Genomic DNA, 19,440 nt, shown 5'->3' on the forward strand with positions numbered 1-19,440 from the left:
AACTAGTTAACAAAAAAACGCCCCGATACTTGAAAGTGCCGGGGCGCTGATGTGCTGTGAAGTGAATCGCCGTTACGGCTTCATCTCTTCAAAAAACTTCTTCACACTGTCGAAGAAACCAGTTTTCTTCGGCGAGTGGCTGTGGCTATTGCTGCCGTCAAAGCTCTCTTGCAACTGACGAAGCAGGTCTTTCTGCTCGTCATTGAGATTGACCGGCGTCTCCAGGACCACTTTACAAAGCAAGTCGCCAGGTGCGCCGCCACGTACCGGCTTCACGCCTTTACCGCGCAGTCTGAAGAGCTTACCGGTTTGAGTTTCCGGTGGAATCTTCAGCTTCACACGGCCATCCAGCGTGGGCACTTCCAGCTCCCCACCCAATGCAGCGTCAACAAAGTTAATTGGCACGTCACACTGCAGGTGTTTGCCATCGCGCTGGAAGATGTGGTGTGGCTTGATCGATACCTGAACATACAGGTCACCGGGCGGGCCACCGTTAATACCACTTTCACCTTCGCCATTCAGGCGAATGCGATCACCCGTATCCACTCCCGGAGGAATCTTCACCGATAGCGTGCGCGTTTCCCGCACGCGGCCTTCACCGTTACATTTGTGGCACGGCACTTTAATGTGCTGGCCACTACCGTGACAGGTCGGGCAGGTTTGCTGAACCGCGAAGAAGCCTTGCTGCATACGCACTTGGCCGTGGCCATGGCACGTGGGGCAGGTTTCTTTGCTAGAACCAGGCTCAGCACCTTCACCATCGCAGCGGTCACATTCGATATGGCGTGGCACGCGGATATCAACGGTCGTGCCGGAAACGGCGTTCTCCAGATCCAGCTCTAAGTTGTAGCGCAGATCACTGCCACGCGCGGGGGCGTTAGGTCCACGACGACGGCCACCACCGCCACCAAAGATATCGCCAAACACATCACCGAAGATGTCGCTAAAGTCGCCAGCGCCACCACCACCGAACCCACCACCGCCTTGGCCATCAACACCGGCATGGCCAAATTGGTCATACGCCGCGCGCTTTTCGCCATCGCTTAAGACTTCGTATGCTTCTGACACTTCACGGAATTTTTCCGCTGCAGTGTTATCGTCCGGGTTTCGATCAGGGTGGAATTTCTGCGCCAAGCGGCGGTAGGCCTTTTTGATCTCTTTCTGATCAGCCCCTTTTTCGACACCCAGGACTTCATAATAATCGCGTTTGGACATGGGTCCTACGCCTCCTGGTTAGCTACGCACTTAATTAGGCGTCTGCTTCGGAAACAGCAACGCGGGAGTTGTCTCCCGCGCCACCGCATTCCTTAGCAGATAGAGGTGATTTACTGTTTCTTTTTGTCGTCGTTGACTTCTTCGTACTCGGCGTCAACCACGTCATCCTCTGGCTTGGCGCTGGCATTTTCAGCACCTTCACCGTCCGCCTGCTGAGCAGCTTCCGCCTGCTCGGCGTACATCTTCTGCGCCAATTGGCCAGACACTTCGGTCAGCGCGTCCAGCTTCTGCTGGATGTTGTCCTGATCGTCAGTCTTCACGGCTTCTTCAAGCTCGCTGATCGCGGTCTCAATGGCTTGCTTCTCGTCATCGCTTGCTTTATCACCGGCTTCCTGCACGGTTTTACGAGTGGCGTGAATCATGCCATCTGCTTGGTTACGCAGCTGCACTAGCGCTTCGAACTTTTTGTCTTCGTCGGCGTGAGCTTCCGCATCGCGTACCATTTGCTCGATCTCTTCATCGGTGAGACCGCTGGACGCTTTAATGACGATAGACTGCTCTTTATTGGTCGCCTTATCTTTGGCCGATACGTTCAGAATGCCGTTGGCATCCAGATCGAAGGCTACTTCAATCTGCGGCACACCACGCGGTGCGGGCGGAATGTCGGCAAGATCAAAACGACCCAGCGATTTATTCTGCGAGACCTGCTTACGCTCACCCTGAACGACGTGAATCGTCACAGCCGTTTGGTTGTCATCCGCCGTGGAGAAGGTTTGCGTCTTCTTCGTGGGGATGGTGGTGTTTTTGTCGATCAGCGGCGTCATTACGCCACCCAAGGTTTCAATACCCAGGGTCAACGGCGTCACGTCCAGCAGCAGTACGTCTTTTACGTCGCCGCCAAGAACACCGCCCTGAATCGCCGCGCCCACAGCAACTGCTTCATCTGGGTTGACGTCTTTACGCGCTTCTTTACCGAAGAAATCAGCGGCTTTCTTCTGCACCATCGGCATGCGCGTCTGGCCACCGACCAAAATCACTTCGTCAATTTCAGAGGCAGACAAACCAGCATCTTTCAGCGCCATTTTGCACGGATCGAGCGAGCGCTGTACCAGATCTTCAACCAGCGACTCCAGCTTGGCACGCGTCACCTTCACGTTAAGGTGTTTCGGGCCAGTGTTGTCAGCGGTGATGTACGGCAGGTTAACGTCTGTCTGCTGGGCACTTGAAAGCTCAATTTTGGCCTTCTCAGCCGCTTCTTTCAGGCGCTGCATAGCGAGGTTGTCGCCAGACAGATCCATGCCGCTGTCCGCTTTGAACTGGTCAACTAAGTAGTTGATCAGCGCCAAGTCGAAGTCTTCGCCGCCCAGGAAGGTGTCACCGTTGGTGGCCAACACTTCAAACTGGGTTTCGCCGTCAACGTCAGCCACTTCGATAATAGAGATATCGAAAGTACCGCCACCCAGGTCATATACCGCGATGGTTTTATCACCACGGGATTTGTCCATACCGTAGGCCAATGCAGCAGCGGTCGGCTCGTTAATGATGCGTTTAACATCAAGACCGGCGATACGGCCCGCATCTTTCGTGGCCTGGCGCTGGCTGTCGTTAAAGTACGCCGGTACGGTGATGACCGCTTCAGTTACCGCTTCACCGAGGTAGTCTTCGGCGGTTTTCTTCATTTTCTTCAGCACTTCCGCACTTACCTGCGGCGGCGCCATTTTTTTGCCTTTTACTTCAACCCAGGCATCACCGTTGTCGGCTTCGGCGATTTTGTAAGGCACCATTTTGATGTCTTTTTGTACGACATCATCTTTAAAGCGACGGCCAATCAGGCGCTTGATCGCATAAAGGGTGTTCTCAGGGTTGGTGACGGCCTGACGTTTTGCCGCTTGGCCTACCAGCGTCTCACCATCGTCGGTGTAAGCAATGATGGAAGGCGTAGTGCGGCCACCTTCGGCGTTTTCAATGACTTTAGCGCTGTCACCATCGAGCACTGCCACACAAGAGTTGGTGGTGCCCAGGTCGATACCAATAATACGTCCCATAGCAAAAACCTCGAATTCGGTTGTTACAAAACTGATGTTTGAAAGCTGATGTCAAAAATCTGCTTTTTGAAATTTAAAGCGTTTGCGGGTTTTCCCGCGGGTTGCCCTTTATTTGGGGGCCGCTTGCAGCATTTCAAGGGGCTTTTTTTGCTTTGCGTCAGCCAATGCTTAATTGGCTTTTTGGCTAACCACCACCATCGCGGGGCGAACTAGGCGGCCGTTAAGCAAATAACCCTTCTGCATCACGTCCATGACGGTATTGGGTTCAAGCTCGGGATTCGGCACCATCGCCATCGCTTCGTGAACTTGGGGGTCAAAGGGTTCACCCTGGGGTTCAACGCTTTCCACGCCAAATTTATTCAATACGCCTAACTGCATTTTGAGGGTCATGGAAACGCCCTCACGATGTACGTCAGAGGCCCCGTCTTCCATGCTCTCTAGGGCTTTTTCCAGACTATCAACAACGGGCAATAGCTCTTTAACAAATTTTTCTAAAGCAAACTTGCGTGCTTTTTCAGCTTCTTGCTCAGCTCGGCGACGCACGTTTTGAGCTTCAGCAGCGGCACGTAGCGCTTGGTCTTTAGCTTCCGCCAAGCTCTGCTCAAGCTCTTCCACCTGAGCGGCTAACATATCGGCTTCCGGGTTTCCCACGCCGTCCTCTAACACAGCGTCGTCCTCGATTAAGCCTTCCAGCTCACCCTCGACCAGGCGCTCTTCAGCCGCTTGCTCGGTGACTTCCGCCTCTTGCTCTTGGCGGGCCAGCTCATCTTCTAATGGGGTTTGCGGTTCTTTTGCCATGCCTAGCTCCTGAAAAGTATGCAGCGGTGGCATTAACGGCCACCTCGGTTAAGTCACGAGTATTAACCACGTATGGACGCTATATGGGGGTTATAAAAGCCATCTCAAGAGGGGCATTGAAGTGAGTTATAGACTACTGTATAAAACAACAATTATTGGATAAGTATCCAGCTTCTGTGCCGCACCGCCTCAGGAGGCCTTATGCTCACGCAGCTAGCAATCCAAGATTACGCTATTGTTGACCGCCTTGAACTCGATCTAACCCGTGGTATGACGGCGATTACCGGGGAAACCGGGGCAGGCAAATCGATTTTACTCGGCGCCCTTGGCCTATGTTTGGGTGAGCGTGCCGATGCCGGCAGCGTCCGCCATGGGCGTGAACGCACCGATCTTTCCGCGCGTTTTGATATTCAACATCTACCCGCTGCCACACAGTGGTTGACTGCTCGTGAGCTGCCTGCTGAAGAGTGCTTACTGCGCCGTGTGGTTACCGCCAGCGGTCGCTCCAAGGCGTGGATCAATGGCCACCCTGCCACCATCGCTGACCTAAAATCGCTGGGCGAACTGTTGATTCAAATCCATGGACAGCATGCTCATCAAGCACTCATGCGTGAAGAAACCCACCTCGCCCTGCTGGATGATTATGCCGGGCTGCGTGAACGCAGTCAGCAGTTGGCTGAAACCTTCCGCGAATGGCGCGGTGCCCGGCGGCGATTAAAAAAACTCAGCGAAGAAGGCAGTGAAGTTGAGGCAAAGCGGCAACTGCTGCGCTACCAAGTAGAAGAATTAGATCAACTGGCACTGGCAGAGGGTGAGCTGCAAACGCTAGAAGAGGAGCAACACACCCTCGCCCATGCGGAAGAGACACTACGTGAAACCCAGTTTGCCGCCGACTGCTGCGCAAGCGACGAGGGCGGTGCTCTATCGCTGTTAAATCAAGCCTATGCCCATTTAAGCGCGCTACCCGGCAGTGATAAAGGCACTCTGGCCAACACTTTGGCTATGCTTAGCGATGCGCGCATTCAAGTCGAGGAAGCGTCAAGCGAACTCAATCGCCTTGCCAGCACTACCGAACTAGACCCGGAGCGCTTAGCCTGGGTAGAAGAACGGCTTGGCGATATCCACCGTATTGCCCGTAAACACCACGTTGCTCCGGAAGAAGTTTGCGCACTGCACTCACAGCTCAGCCAGGAAGTCGAACTACTAGAAGCCAGCGACGACGACCTGGAATCGTTAAGCAACCAAGTTTCAGAATACCGCGAGCGCTATCGCAGCGATGCCAAACAATTAAGCGAGGCGCGACAAAAAGCCGCCGTTCGCTTAGGCAAAGAAGTGCAACAACAGCTAGGTTTTTTGGCCATGGGTAAAGCACGCTTTGAGGTGGACGTTACCCCGCGTGAAACACCTACGCCGGAAGGCCTGGATCACGTCCAATTCCTGATTAGCGCGAACCCGGGCCAGCCCGCTAGGCCGTTAACCAAAGTGGCCTCGGGCGGCGAACTATCGCGTATCAGCCTTGCTATTCAAGTGGTGGCCGCTTCCCACTCCACTATTCCCAGTTTGGTCTTCGATGAAGTGGACGTGGGTATCTCAGGAGCGACAGCCGAAATTGTCGGTCAACTACTACGCAAGCTCGGTGAAAACGGCCAAGTAATGACCGTCACTCACCTGCCTCAGGTCGCCGCCCAGGCGCATCAGCACCTACATATTGAAAAACGCGCCAAACGAGATAGCACGCTGACCCATATGGCGCTACTGGACGAACAGGGGCGCATCAGCGAGCTCGCCCGCATGCTGGGCGGTGTAACGCTATCTGACCAAACACTCGCCCACGCCCGCGAAATGCTGCACGCTAGCCAACGACCACCGCACTAAGCACTTTTTACTAAGCACTTTTTTCAAGCGGCAACGCGCTAGCAAACGCCACAAACCATAAAAAACGCCCCCAGGGCGCGAATGAGTCATCACTCGCACCCTGGGGGCGTTTTATTTAGCGCGACTATTTTTTATTTGTGGGGCCGCTGTCCTGCCGTGTTACGTCCGACCCACGGGGGCGTACGTAAAGCACCAGGGCATGGTCCACAAGTTCATAGCCGTGCTCTTCGGCGATCTCTTGCTGACGACGCTCGATGATTTCATCGACAAACTCAATGATTTCACCACTTTCTAAACACACCATATGGTCGTGGTGGTCTTCTTGAGTCATCTCGAACACCGCGTGGCCACCGTCAAAATTATGACGAATCACCAAGCCTGCTGATTCAAATTGAGTCAGCACGCGGTAAACGGTAGCCAAGCCAACATCCTCGCCCGCATCAATCAGTGTTTTGTACACTTCTTCTGCGCTAAGGTGGTGTTGACCCGAAGCATTTTCGAGAATCTGCAGGATCTTGACGCGCGGCAGGGTCACTTTCAGCCCGGCTTTGCGTAGTTCATGGTTCTGATCGGCCATGGTTGCTCTTCGCAGTAACAGGTTAGGTCGGGTATGATCGACCGAAACCACGATAGTGAAGAATAGGCTCAAATGCAAAAATTGACTCGTATCATTACTCTTTCAGTGGCCCTAACCGTTGTTAGCGGCTGCAGCTACGTTGGCGTTTACAAGCGCGACATCCCTCAAGGCAACTTGGTGACCGAAGAAATGGTCAGCCAATTACAGCCAGGAATGACGCGTGAACAAGTCACTTATGTGATGGGTCGCCCGTTGCTGGAAGCGCCGTTTGACACGCGGGAGTGGGATTACGTTTATCGGATTGATAAGGCGTACGCAGGTGTTGAGCAACGGCGTGTCACCCTCACATTCGATAATATGGGGCGTTTGGTGAACATTGAGCAGCAAGGTGATTTCTCTAATGATCTACCGATCAGTGCAGATACCGGCGTAGGCCCTGCAACAGAAACAACAGATCCAATCACCGGTATCAACACACCTATTCAACGCGTGCCTTCGTCAGAAGCCACAGCGCCATAGCCAATGATGCCTTACGCGTAAATTACCCGCCTCTGGCTTGACGCTTTGCCCGTTCCAGGCGGGCAGCTTTGGGGTCTATCTCTAATGGACGATACACCTCAACGCGGTCGCCTGGACGCAGCGCCTCTTGTTCGGGCTGGCGCAGCGCTTTGCCAAAAATTCCCAGCGGTGCCTGTTCAAAGGTGTCACTGGGAATCTCGGGAAACAGGCTGGGTAGATCTGCCATCATTACCGCTTGGCGTGCAGTCGTGCCCTTACGCACCTGTAAGGCCACTAGGCGCTGTTTGCGCGGCAAGGCAAAGGCAACCTCTACCGCGAACGTATCAACGGCCATAGCGCTCGTCAGCACGTTTTGTGAAGGCATCGACAAGCTGCCCCGCAATTTGCTGAAATAGTTTCCCAAACGCCATGCTAAGCAAGCGATTGGCAAATACAAACTCCATTTCCAAGCTCACCTTGCAGGCGTCGTCTCCCATCGGGATAAATAGCCAACGCCCTTTAAGCTGCTTGAATGGCCCTTTTACTAACGACAGTTCAATCCGCTCGGGGGCATATAAATCATTTCGAGTCGTGATTGTTTGCTCCACACCCGCACGACCAAGGGTCATCTCGCCAACCAAATGTGCCTCGTCACGCTCTAGCAGGCGCGCACGGCGACACCCCGGCAGGAACTCGGGATAGCGTTCGAAGTCATTAACCAGATCGAACATTTGTTGGGGGGTGTGCCGCACCAAGGCGGTACGATTAACGGTTGGCATTGACCTCTCCGCTGACTTCACAGTGCCCAAAGCGTATCATGGGAAACATTTTTGTAGACCTTAAATGGTATCACGCCTCCCGTCATAACGAAGGGGGTGCTACTGACAGATCAACGATGAGGTTCCATGGCCACTAAGAAAGGTAACAGTAAGGGCCCTAGCAGCAGCGTTATTGCCCAAAACAAGAAGGCTCGGTTTGAGTACCATATCAACGAAACCTTAGAAGCAGGTTTGGTACTCGCGGGCTGGGAAGTTAAAAGCCTGCGCGCTGGTAAAGCACAGCTTACCGACACCTATATTTTGGTTCGTAATGGCGAGGCTTTTTTACTAGGCAGCCATATCATGCCGCTTAATACAGCAAGCACCCACGAGATTGCTGATCCGACGCGCACGCGCAAGTTGCTTCTGCACCGCAAGGAAATTGCCAAAATTTTCTCGGTGACCCAGGACAAAGGCCACACGTGCGTACCGCTCAAGCTCTATTGGAAACGCAACAAGGTGAAGTGTGAGCTGGCATTGGTGACCGGCAAACAGCTGCATGACAAGCGTGCCACCGAGAAAGATCGCGACTGGAGCCGTCAGAAAGGTCGGATAATGCGGGAACATAACAAGGCATAACTGGTCAATTCGGTGTGAGCACGTTAGAATGCTCATCTGTAATCAGGGGGCGACATGGTTTCGACGCCGGTGACAACCCTTGCGGTGCATGCCGAGAGCGTGATGTATCTCGTAAATCCCACATCACGAAAAATAGTCGCAAATGACGAAAACTACGCTCAAGGCGCGCTAGCAGCTTAAACACTGTTAGCTTCTTGTCTGGCCCAAAGGTGATGTGCCTATTCATCACTGATGGGATACGAGCTAAAGCTGATAGGACCGCGGTTGGTGGTGTCTTCTCATCAATCGTTAAACTTAGAAGGCTCGCGTGACTGAATCCTGATCGTCGGAGTCAGTTGCGTTAAAGCAAATGACGAAATCTAAGCATGTAGAGCCAATAGGCGCGTGCTGGCGGACGCGGGTTCAATTCCCGCCGCCTCCACCAGACACCCCTACAAATCAAGCACCTACGGGTGCTTTTTTTGTTTATAAGCCAACCTATTAACCATCAAATAAAGTCATACCTTACATCTGCTTTTCTGTGACATCGTGTTCATTTTCTTATGCTGTTACAAAAATTCGGCTCGCTTTTGCTGAGCTGGCGCTCCTCATTTCTCTGCATGCTTACCCATACTAGAACTAGAGTTTGACGAAAATGGCGCTGAACAGTATCTATGGGCACAAAAAATTCTCCTGATATAGAACTGGTCACCAACCACATAATGGATGGCGACAGCTCTTACACTTAGATGAGGCATAGAATCTTAGTCAGAATCTCTTCTTAGCCTTCCATTTAATAGAAGGCTGCTTCTTCTGGTCACCACTAAACTCTTTCAAATCATCAGTTTGAGGCCTAGATTCTAATCTCAGAAATTCTTTATCAATCAATTCCTTACTAGACACATTACTCCTCGACCAAAGAATTTCACTACCTGTTGAACCCTGCATTCTAAGTTGTAGTAAATTTTCAATTTTTTTCATACGTACAGGATCTGTTGTTAACAGCCCAACAGGAATAGTTACGCAACTATCACTATTTGGCTGAACATGGTATTGGGCAATTGCTAAAAATCCTGGAATAACTATAATTTCAACACGATCTTGTGGGCTACCCCCTTGAAGTGACACGCCATGGGGCAATCGCGCATTAAAAGATTTTTTTATAGCTCTAATTTCTTTATTTTCCTGAATATTGAAAAATGTAATGATATTAGAAACAGATTCAGAGTTAGAATTTAACTCTTTCTCTAATCTACTAATGAATTTTTCTAAATCGGTACCATTCGCGCCCCACAAAGGGACACTAGCCGGATACCAGTACATATTAGGTACATCCGCTCCTTCTTCTCGCACAAGGCTACCGAGAGTCTTGCTTATTGCTATAGCATTGCTTTCCAAGTATACAGGCCCAAGAATGCCTCTTGTTGTACTAGAACCATATCCAGTTTTCTTATTTTCTCTATCTTGCAACCATGATACTAAATCGAACCCTTCAGGTGTTGAGTACTTGGATAAAATTTCATCGCCAATAGCTTCGCAAAAATCTTGAAATGAATGGCCATGACTAGGGACAGCAAGCTTCGCCAAATAATCTGCAATTTGCGCCTCTAGCTCATTTGACAAAGCATTCTTACGAACTGGACCAACTCGCTCTACGGCATCTCGATATACACGAATGCCTTCTCCAGAAACCACTTCTAAACTAATTTCCATATCAATCGGCACTTGCAGTGTCCGCACAGGCCTACAATGGGAAACTTTATATAGTCGAGTTTTTTCGGCTCCGCTACTTCTAGTATTCTCTAAGTGAATCCTATATTGCCTTCCAAACTGCTCCACTATAGATTCAAGGCCAACAGAGCCAAATTTTTCTGGTGGAGGAATTTCTGGAAGTCCATATTTTATTCCCTGATAGCTACGACGAGGTATAATGCTCAATGTTAAGAGGTCAAACACGGCACTTTCTTCACGGGTATCATACGCTGTAAGCGTAGGCACTTCCTGATCATTATTATTTTTTAGGCGGAGAATAGATGACGCTTTAATTAAGCCATTAGGATCCATTTCAATGAGACGCTTCTTCAATAAACTGTCTATCAGCCCGTTTAACTCAATTTCAGATAATCCAAAATATTCTCTAACTTCAAACGGAGCTACACCATCAAATAGAAGTATTAGTCTGCATGAAAACTCCTCTATTGCCGGCAGAGGCCTCTCTGTAGTCCATGAACAATTAAGGCTATACTGCTTTGCAGGAAGCAATAGTGAAATCGTATTAACGTGACGCCGATGGCCAACTACTTCCCCTTGAGTATCATCAGCATATTCAAGCATTGACCATCTCCTCTAACAGTGAAGAACCAACTTGGCTATCCCGTATAGGGTTTTTAATAATCTGATAGCCTGGATCAGCCACATCAACTCTACTATTAATAAACGAAAGAACCTCGCCAAGAGCACTTGCTGAGTTACGTTTACTCCACATACGAACAGCCCCTACTACTACAAGTCTTTCCTGCGCTCGAGAAATAGAAACATTTATTCTCGCTCTATCTTTAAGAAAACCTTGCTTTTCCTCAGAGTTGTCACGGACTAAACTAAGAATAACAATTTTATTCTCCTGCCCTTGATAAGAGTCAACTGTATCTATACGTATAAGATCTCGTAAAGTAACAGCCCACTCTCCCTTGCTAAGCTCTTTTTCTAAAAGATCCTTCTGGGCGCGGTACATTGTTATGATGCCAATAGGAAACCCTTTATCCTCACCCATAAACTCTCTTAAACAAGCTACAGTTTTGCTGTCAGAAAGTAATTTTAAAAGATTCATAACTTGGTTTGCTTCGTGATAGTTGACATAGCGTCCAGGTATAATCTCACTCTCGCCAGTAGCTGATTCTCCACATGCACTATCTAACCAAATTACAGGTTTATCCCATGGCGAAGGGAGGCTATCAAACCATGCAGGTGAAGGCCCCCTTCCTGTTTTTAGTGAGGCAACTTCATCTCTATAAAAACAGCTTGAAACCAACTTACCAATAGGTTCAACCATTCTATATTGGGTATCAAGAGTCACGCCTTTAGTAGCAAGAAAAGCCCGTTCGAAATCAGTAACTTTATAAATAGAAGCATCTAACCCTTGGCCTATCTTCCGCGCGGCCGCCCGTAAATGCTGCTTTTCATAGTGAGGGGGAAGCTGACGGTGATCACCAACCAAAAGCACCCTCTTAGCTGATTGAAGCGCTATCATTAGCTCACTGGCTTGAGCTCTTGCTGCTTCATCAACTATTACCCAGTCAAATTCTGCTTCAGCAATACCATACCTAATTTTTCCCATACCAACCAAAGTGCCACAAACAAGCTGTCTAGTTTGAACTAAAAACTTATCATAATTGGCATCTCCAGTCGCTAGCACATTCAGCCACTCATGGCTCAAGTCTAACAATGAAGTAAGTCTAGATATAGCAGCAGGGTTATTTACACTATTTTCCTCACAAAGAAGACTTATAACACCCCCCATTATATCGTCCATCTCAACAATTTCCTCAGCTGAGTCTGGACAACGCTGGTGTAATATCTTCCCAACTAGATCTTTCAAACTCTTTTCTTGCTCTAGCAAATCATCGTCGAACTCGCCATCAACTTTCTCCTTGATGTATTTGCTTTTAATTTTATTTCTAAAATAAACTAGTGAAGATAGAATGGGCGAAAGAGTACGATGCAATATGAGAGCTTCGTCGATAAGAGATTCTGGAAGTCCGAAGCGATTTGAAAATACCTTTATTCGCTGATCATACTCTCTATGAAAAGCATGGCGCATCTGCCTTTGCAGAGCACTTGAGTGAGTATCAAGCATACCAGTTGCCACCATGCGTTCTTGACCCATTCTTACTATAGAAAGGTCTGTACTTTTGTCATAACATACTTCTCTGGCCTTTATGGCAACTGCATCAACGGATGTGTGTGATTGACCTACTAGTAATATGTTTCTGGCACCCTCAACTTCAAAAATATAATGAATAAACTGCGAGACAAACGAAGTTTTTCCTGTTCCTGGCGGTCCTTGTAGTACACCAACTGGTCCATATTCTATAAGCCGCTGAAAAGCTTCTATTTGTTTATCATTTAATTTTTTTTCAACACCATCATATTTTTCACGTAGCTTTTTACTGATGGGGGGATGAGACTGCGCAACTAAGTTGGGAACTCTTTCTGGATCAAAATATTCAGACAGATTTGGTATTACAGAAGCATGATCGAGGACACGTTCCAGAGCCTTCTGCTTACGATCTCGAGAAGCTTTACTCTGCAGAGATTCTAGTGTAAGGACTGCACCTTCTTTTAAGATACTATGTAATCGAGGGCGATTAGGTTTTAAAGCAATGAAGTCCGGAGTGGTTTCAATAATATCAAGTTCACCCAAAGGATATTCATCATCACGCAAGCTAATAAATACTTTATCGTCACTATCGAAATCTAAGGGCCGCCCATCTAGCGTTTGATAAGGAATGATGATCCTGCCACTCTGATTCTCATTAATTTCACCTTCAAGAATTTCTAATGTTAATAGATTCTCTCCTTCCGTAGAGGCAAGTGAATTCCATAGCCTTTTGGGAGATATTGTTGGAATTTCGCCATCATTTGGGTCCCCTTCGTATACGTCACCATCAGTTTCTGATGAATATTTTTCTTCTAGAAGCGTAAGAACAGGATCAAGGTCAAATAATAAATTAATCAAATTTGACGAGGTCTCGGGATCAAGACTTCCTCGCCCAACTGTGATAGGCCTAGTTAATTGGGCGGTGGCCTTGCTGGCTGCACTTATTAAGTCACTTAAAGGGAGGAGGCCCTCTGTCAAACGGATTTGTTGTATCTGCCGAAGCTCAGGGTTCACTACAACAGTTAAAGAGGCATTAACACCAGTCAGGTAGCAAAACATTAAATCAGGGTTCTTTCGATCCCACCTACAATTAAAATAATAAATCCCTCCATCCATCTCCAAATCAATCGGTTGATCTGGAAAATTAGAACGTCCCCACAAAATATTAAGTGATTCGAGTACCTCTTCACTTAACTCTTCATTACTTTCAAGACTAGGCTGCAGTGAAACCTCTAAGGCATTTTGAAGTGGTTCAAGTGAAGCAGGGATCCCTCCAGGCTGCTCCAAGCCACGAGCAATCTCCTCATGAACGATATGGCTCAATGGACCTTCACAGAGCACCTCCTCAATCAATTTATAGACTGCATATCGGTCTCTTGCCATAGCGTCCGCTGCTGCTGGATTTGCAGGACCATATTCCAAATTATATGGCTCTGAAGCTGCACCATAGTCTAATAAATCTAGAAGAATAACTTTCGGCGTGTTATCACTCTCTTCTTCATTGCCTTCCAGTGTGTCCCCTGAAGCGAGGACTAATAAATTTTCAGGGTGAAGATCACCATGAGATATACCTTGGTCATGGCATTGCTCAACTGCTTTTAACAGTGAAAACCCTAATTCTAAGCGCTGCTCACTGCTAAGGGATTGGGTAAACTCTCGCCATGGATTCCCTAACTCATAGCTTGTAATTATATAAAGGCCACCCGCCTCCAAAAGGCCATAATCTAGCACTGCTGGTGTCGACAAAAAGCTAGATTTAACCTTCTCCACTCTTGTTCTGAAATTTGAAACTCTACGATTTATTCCAGGCAAACTAGGCTCTACAGTAACCTGAGGCCACAGCTTACATAATGCTGTTTTACTTTCATAAGAACAAAGGTATGTTAACTTGCTACCTGCACCAGGATTTTCTCCAGGCAAAGGCGGGAACATCTGATATATATTGAATGTACTCCAGCCTCTTTTTATAAAGTTACCTTTTGAAAGAGACTCAAGAAGTTCTGTAGTATCAACCTCACCTTCATACTTACGCTTAGTTAGAGAGTTAAATTCTGCAAGCTGTTGGTTTGCACTTGCATGTCTGTTTCTTGGATCCCAGTCAAGTCCTTTTTGAAACCATTCATCTAATAATCCATTGTAGGGATCCTCTTTAGGAGGCGCCCAATTTGGGACCCGGCTATCGCCATTTTCCAACTTAGATCCTGGATAGCAAAGGCTATAGGCTACAGCAGTTAACATAAAGACATCTTGTCGAAATGGATCCTGAATATCACCATCTTCCCACAAGGCATCTTCGGGCAAATACATATGCGAACCTTGCAAATGCGAGCGGAGATCGTTAACAGTTCCTCTTTCAGGATAAAATGAAGTTGAAAACCCCGAAACCAGAATACTTCTTTGCTCAGTTGCATACCATAAGTTGTGAAGATCTACATCTCTGTGGCCAATCCCTAAGCCATGTAGTTCTGAAAAAGGTGCTAAGAGTGCACGCACCCAGTCGAGGCGCGTCTCAGGAGAGGCCCTATTACCCTGACCATTTATATACTCATCAAGACGAAAAAAAGTTCTTCTTAATTCATAAAGCTCAGTGACATCCTCTGTGATATCACTTTCACCCAAAGGCACTAAAGGTTTAAGAAGATATTCTTCTAGCGGTGAGCTATTCTGCTTGGCATGCCTAATCACTCTACTCTCGCGAAGAGCAATCTCAGCCCATTGGGACTGAGTTGCATTACCAATACCTAATTGAGTAAAATCCCACCTACGCATAAGTGCTATTTCATTAGCTAGCTCTTCGTGGTAACCCTTGTATTCTTTATAAAGTCCGTTTCTATGGTTAAACCATGGTGTAGGTTCTGCAATAAAATGGTGCTGCCTGTACTCTTTTGGCTTCACTCTGTGACCGCCAAAAAAACTACGAATAACAGGAAGACATTCATCACTATTTGGTCTTGGTTTACCAAGTCTATCAAAAATATAATATATTGCTTTGCTACGATCTTGAACTAATGCTTCATATCCTTCTCTGCTTGATATTTTGAGAAAATCATCAAGACTATGAACAAAACGTTTTTCAGAGGACGAAAGATTTTCTGGCGTTGCGGATCCACATAGTACTACGTGAGCCTCTACTTGAGGAAAATATCCTAATTTATGTTCTAACTCTTGCTGGATTAACTTTTGTATACGCAAAGCGTGAACACGTTTTATTTCATAGGGACTCTTACCTCTGGACGTGCCATTTAAATACCATTGTCCATCAGAGCTTTCAATATTTCCATTCCATTCCTTCAACTCAACAAGAAGCAATCGATCATGTGTTATTATTAGTGTATCAACATCCATTGATCCTTGATCATCAACTACAAGCAAGCTTGCATAAGCAAACCAACTACCTCTTAGCTCTTCTTCCATCTTTCGGACTGCTTTAACTTCACTGGCATGTAGGCCAGACCCACCGAGAAGCTTTACTTGCATTACATTGCTCCTAAAATTTTAGTTATCTGTCAACATTTCTGCTTCAATTTATTTGCATTAATTGTGATTAGTCAGCCTCTATCCTCTGTCACCTCTTAGAACGCCATTGGCTAAAGTCTTGCTCCGACTGAAATTACGCTTTTGGCATATTGACTTAGGATAAGCTTACTACACCACCTACGAATTTGCAGAGTCACAAGTCCTTTGCAATTGTCATGGATTCGCCCTGCTGGCGCCGAATTGACGTTTTGATACGACATCTTCCCTTCTTTATAACGTTTTTCACCCCCTGGGTATGTCCCGGATTTCTAGGAAAGCTGATCAGAGTAATAACACCAAAAGCCCCTATTACAGGAGCTTAAGCTAATTTTAGGAGTTTCCAACTTTTCTATTAGCTGGCGATTTACAGTTCAAAATTGGCGATAATTTTTTATTATCAGGTTTGTAAGCTTGGTGGCTCCAGTTGCTCAATTATCCATTGTCATTCGAGAGGTATCTGATGGATGCCAACCTCATGACGGGTAAAACAAACTCACCTGCGCAACCAGAGCCACCATTCAAGCATTACGGGTAGACACTTTCTATGGTCCAAACAGCACCACAACCATTCCTCTTGCGCAATCGCTTACCATTAACTACCCGATCTGCTCTGAACTTGAGTATATTTCCGACTGTGCGGGACGCCGCCTCCACCAGCTCCCCCTACAAATCAAGCACCTACGGGTGCTTTTTTTGTGCCCGCGGTCTGAAAATGACCTGTTTAGGCATAGCGGGCAACATTTCGGTTAGCTTTTCTTAAACGCCCAGCTCCCTCGAAACTAATCATGTGCAGCGACAGAATTCAGCACAATTGCATTATTGATACAATATAACATATCCTTTGATGCGCTTAATTCTAACGTTAAAGGGAATACATCTGTGTCACGCTCTTTATTTCTGCTTACACCGCTTGCCGCTGCTCTGCTTATTAGCTCCTCTGCCTATGCAGATGATCACCATCATGGGCACGACCACGCCCATGATCATACTAGCCATAGCCATGATCATACTGGCCATAGCCATGATCATGACGACACTGAAAATAGCATCAACGTTTCCTTAGTTGTGGAAGGCATTTACCACAATCGCTTTTCAGGAGATGAGAACTCGCCTGCTGGCTTCAGCCAGGGGCACGAAGGCGGTCACGATCATGAAGGAGGGCATGACCACAGTGGCCATAGCCATGATCTCGACAATGGATTTAACCTGGGACACTCTGAAGTAGCCATCGAAGGGCAAACCGCCCACTTTGAAGGCAAAGCCGTTGTTTCGCTAACAGAAGACGATATCACGCTGGAAGAGGCTTTTATTGCGACGCGTACGCTGCCTAACGGGCTGCGCTTACAAGCCGGTAAATTTCTTTCCGATATAGGCTATATCAACAGCCGACATCCTCACGCTTGGGATTTTGTTGAGCGCCCACTGGTCAATGAGTATTTGTTTGGAGAGCACGGCCTTCTGGATACCGGTCTACAGCTAACCTGGTCTCCAAACAGCACCTGGACGCTGGGTAGCGAGCTGTTTCAAGGTGAGGGAGAAGGCTTCAGCCGCTTTGATGAAGGGGGTTATGAGGATCGTGCCAGCGGCCCTCGCGTGGGCACAATTTTCGCTAAATACCGCCCAAACATCGGTGCGAATAAGCAGCTAACGCTGGGAACGTCTGCAGGTATGAACAGCCAGTATGTGCGTGTCGATGACCATGGCCACCATGCCCATACCGCTGAAGGCGATAACTGGTTCGCAGGCTTAGATGCGCGGTTTAACTACGATGCGGAAAAGCCCGGTTACCAAGGCAACTGGCAATTAGGTGCGGAATATTTCTATAGCGAACGTGACTTGCAAGAACATGTGCAACACCATGATCACTTTCATGCACACGATCACTACACTGAGCAACAAGATGGTGCTTACATCGACGCTATTTACGGTATCGCGCCACGCTGGGAAGTTGGTCTGCGGGCAGAAGCCTTAGGGTTAACCAATAAAGTGATGGGAACCCACCCTACCACGATCGTTTCAGAAGACACGTCCTGGCGGCAAAGCGCACAGCTTACTTGGCATGTGCGCGATAACATGTTCGTGCGCACGCAACTGACCCGCGAAGACTTTGCAGGGCATGATGAGCAGTGGGTCGGAATGGTTCAGTTCAACGCAACGTTTGGCAGTCATGCAGGACATAATCACTAAGTGCGCTAAATCGTAGATAGTGCAGATAAACAGCCCGTCTCCTAGCCAAGAGACGGGCCCTCCCCTTTGCTTGCCCCCGTGTCGGCAATCAGCCACCAGTCATGGTAAAACGTGTTGCATTGAAAGGACTGAGATCCACCTGACTCTCACGCCCTTGTAGCATGTCAGCTACCAACCGCCCCGTCGTGGCACCTAGAGTCAGCCCCAGTTGGCCATGGCCAAAAGCCATCGCCACGTTTTCAAGCAGTGGTGATTTATCAATCACCGGCTTGGTGTCAGGCAACAAAGGCCGCCAGCCAGCGCCAAACTCCATACCAGCCGTATTCAATGATGGCAGTATCGTTTTGGCTTTTTCTAGAATGATCTCCGCACGCTTGAAGTTCGGTTTAGCATGCTTGCCAGCAAACTCAATCGTGCCACCGATCTGTAGCCCTCGCTCCATAGGAATCAGGCCAAATCCGCCGTCAGCATAAAAAGTGGCGTGGGTTAAGTCGACACCAGGGGTGGGTAGCAATACCTGATAGCCGCCAACCTTAATCAACGGTACCTTAATGCCTAATGTTTCGAAAAACACCGAACTGCCATTGCCTGCGGCGACCACCAGTTGCTCGGCTGGCAGCCTCTCACCGCTAGCCAGAGTTACACCAACGGCACGCCCTCTCTGGCTTTCAATACGCGACACACTATCCTGAACAAGCTTGCCGCCCTGCTCTACAAAACTGTCAGCGAGCTCGGTTAGAAAGGTCTCGGTATCGCACACTGTGCGCCAATCCGACAATAACAGGCCGTAAGAAAAACGCCCCGCAAGCGCTGGCTCCATCGCAGCAATCTGTTCTGCATTCAGCGTTTCGGAAGCAAACCCTTGCGCGCGACGCAGCTCTGCATAAGTTTGCTCATGGGCCAACCCAGCCGCATCGTCAAATAGTTCAAGGGTTGGTTGGTGACCAATCAGATCGTCACGACGGCACTGCGCAAGCAGGGGTTCATAATCCTGGAAAGCACAGCGCGTTAAGGTCGCTAGCTCATGAGCAATAGCATCAATGCGCGAACGCCGCGCATGGGTGATAAAACGCAGCATCCAGGGTAATAGCCCTGGTAATGCTGATGGCCGCAGCGCCAGCGGTCCTGTTTGGTCTAACAGCCACCCAGGCACTTTTTTGATAATACCAGGCTTGGACTGAGGAATAATTTCGCTTACCGCAATCTGCCCGCAGCTCCACTTAGCGGTACTATCGCCAGGCATAGCGGGCTCTACGAGCGTTACATCGAGCCCCTCTTTTTGCAGATATAACGCGCAGCAAATACCCACGATGCCACCACCAATGACCACGGTTGAATGCGTTGTAGTCATTACTCTCCTCCTGGTTTCATTCAGGCGTGCAAGCAAGCCCAAGTTGCAGCAATTCAGTTGTCGGCAAACAATGCTTATTTCAAAAGACAAACACCCCGCCTTTGGCAAGCTGGGGTGCTGTCTTA

General features: G+C 48.4%; 13 protein-coding genes and 1 other RNA gene. 5 read left to right on the forward strand and 9 right to left on the reverse strand.

Annotated elements, in window-relative coordinates; translation table 11 throughout:
• Positions 1–72: 72 nt before the first annotated feature.
• The 3 genes from dnaJ to grpE all read right to left on the reverse strand — a co-directional run bounded on the left by dnaJ (position 73) and on the right by grpE (position 4,058).
• Positions 73–1,215 carry a molecular chaperone DnaJ gene (gene dnaJ / locus HVE01_RS05560; protein WP_146942919.1) on the reverse strand — a complete coding sequence of 381 codons (1,143 nt, stop codon included), beginning with the start codon at positions 1,213–1,215 and terminating at the stop codon, positions 73–75.
• 110 nt (positions 1,216–1,325) lie between these two features.
• Positions 1,326–3,260 (reverse strand): molecular chaperone DnaK, encoded by a 1,935-nt coding sequence (gene dnaK, locus HVE01_RS05565; RefSeq protein ID WP_125745118.1) that lies wholly within the window; start codon positions 3,258–3,260, stop codon positions 1,326–1,328.
• A gap of 168 nt (positions 3,261–3,428) precedes the next feature.
• Positions 3,429–4,058, reverse strand: a complete 630-nt coding sequence (grpE, locus tag HVE01_RS05570; protein ID WP_146942921.1) for a nucleotide exchange factor GrpE — start codon at positions 4,056–4,058, stop codon at positions 3,429–3,431.
• Positions 4,059–4,259: 201 nt separating this feature from the next.
• Between grpE and recN the strand changes: the two genes are divergently transcribed.
• Complete coding sequence (recN, locus tag HVE01_RS05575) at positions 4,260–5,933, forward strand: DNA repair protein RecN (RefSeq protein WP_146942923.1); 1,674 nt, start codon at positions 4,260–4,262, stop codon at positions 5,931–5,933.
• A gap of 124 nt (positions 5,934–6,057) precedes the next feature.
• Here recN and fur read toward each other — a convergent pair whose 3' ends face one another.
• Positions 6,058–6,510, reverse strand: coding sequence for a ferric iron uptake transcriptional regulator (gene fur, locus HVE01_RS05580; RefSeq protein WP_009723762.1), 453 nt, complete (start codon positions 6,508–6,510; stop codon positions 6,058–6,060).
• Between the two features lie 72 nt (positions 6,511–6,582).
• Here fur and HVE01_RS05585 point away from each other — a divergent pair, with 72 nt between their 5' ends.
• Entirely contained in the window at positions 6,583–7,029 is a 447-nt protein-coding gene (locus HVE01_RS05585; protein ID WP_125745112.1) for an outer membrane protein assembly factor BamE, read from the forward strand.
• Positions 7,030–7,051: 22 nt separating this feature from the next.
• Here HVE01_RS05585 and HVE01_RS05590 read toward each other — a convergent pair whose 3' ends face one another.
• Both HVE01_RS05590 and HVE01_RS05595 read right to left on the reverse strand, forming a co-directional pair.
• Positions 7,052–7,363 (reverse strand): RnfH family protein, encoded by a 312-nt coding sequence (locus HVE01_RS05590; RefSeq protein ID WP_125745110.1) that lies wholly within the window; start codon positions 7,361–7,363, stop codon positions 7,052–7,054.
• Entirely contained in the window at positions 7,353–7,787 is a 435-nt protein-coding gene (locus HVE01_RS05595) for a type II toxin-antitoxin system RatA family toxin (protein ID WP_146942925.1), read from the reverse strand. Before HVE01_RS05595 ends, HVE01_RS05590 begins: the two co-directional genes overlap by 11 nt.
• Positions 7,788–7,913: 126 nt before the next feature.
• Between HVE01_RS05595 and smpB the strand changes: the two genes are divergently transcribed.
• Together smpB and ssrA are read left to right on the forward strand one after the other, a co-directional pair.
• A complete protein-coding gene (gene smpB, locus HVE01_RS05600) occupies positions 7,914–8,405 on the forward strand; it encodes an SsrA-binding protein SmpB (RefSeq protein ID WP_009723766.1) in 492 nt (163 codons plus the stop codon).
• A 45-nt stretch (positions 8,406–8,450) separates the two neighbouring features.
• Positions 8,451–8,829: a transfer-messenger RNA gene (gene ssrA / locus HVE01_RS05605) on the forward strand.
• A gap of 323 nt (positions 8,830–9,152) precedes the next feature.
• Here ssrA and HVE01_RS05610 read toward each other — a convergent pair.
• Positions 9,153–10,718 (reverse strand): hypothetical protein, encoded by a 1,566-nt coding sequence (locus HVE01_RS05610; protein ID WP_146942927.1) that lies wholly within the window; start codon positions 10,716–10,718, stop codon positions 9,153–9,155.
• Positions 10,711–15,738, reverse strand: a complete 5,028-nt coding sequence (locus HVE01_RS05615) for an AAA domain-containing protein (protein ID WP_146942929.1) — start codon at positions 15,736–15,738, stop codon at positions 10,711–10,713. The genes HVE01_RS05610 and HVE01_RS05615 overlap by 8 nt, the downstream gene beginning before the upstream one ends.
• Before the next feature lie 918 nt (positions 15,739–16,656).
• Here HVE01_RS05615 and HVE01_RS05620 point away from each other — a divergent pair.
• On the forward strand, positions 16,657–17,964 hold the full coding sequence (locus tag HVE01_RS05620) for a TonB-dependent receptor (RefSeq protein ID WP_146942931.1): 1,308 nt from the start codon (positions 16,657–16,659) through the stop codon (positions 17,962–17,964).
• A gap of 88 nt (positions 17,965–18,052) precedes the next feature.
• Here HVE01_RS05620 and HVE01_RS05625 read toward each other — a convergent pair whose 3' ends face one another.
• The gene (locus HVE01_RS05625; RefSeq protein ID WP_146942933.1) at positions 18,053–19,315 is read right to left on the reverse strand and encodes an NAD(P)/FAD-dependent oxidoreductase; all 1,263 of its coding nucleotides are present in this window, start codon (positions 19,313–19,315) and stop codon (positions 18,053–18,055) included.
• Between the last annotated feature and the right edge of the window lie 125 nt (positions 19,316–19,440).

Origin of the sequence: Vreelandella venusta, from assembly GCF_007989605.1 — a bacterium.
Lineage (GTDB): Bacteria > Pseudomonadota > Gammaproteobacteria > Pseudomonadales > Halomonadaceae > Vreelandella > Vreelandella venusta.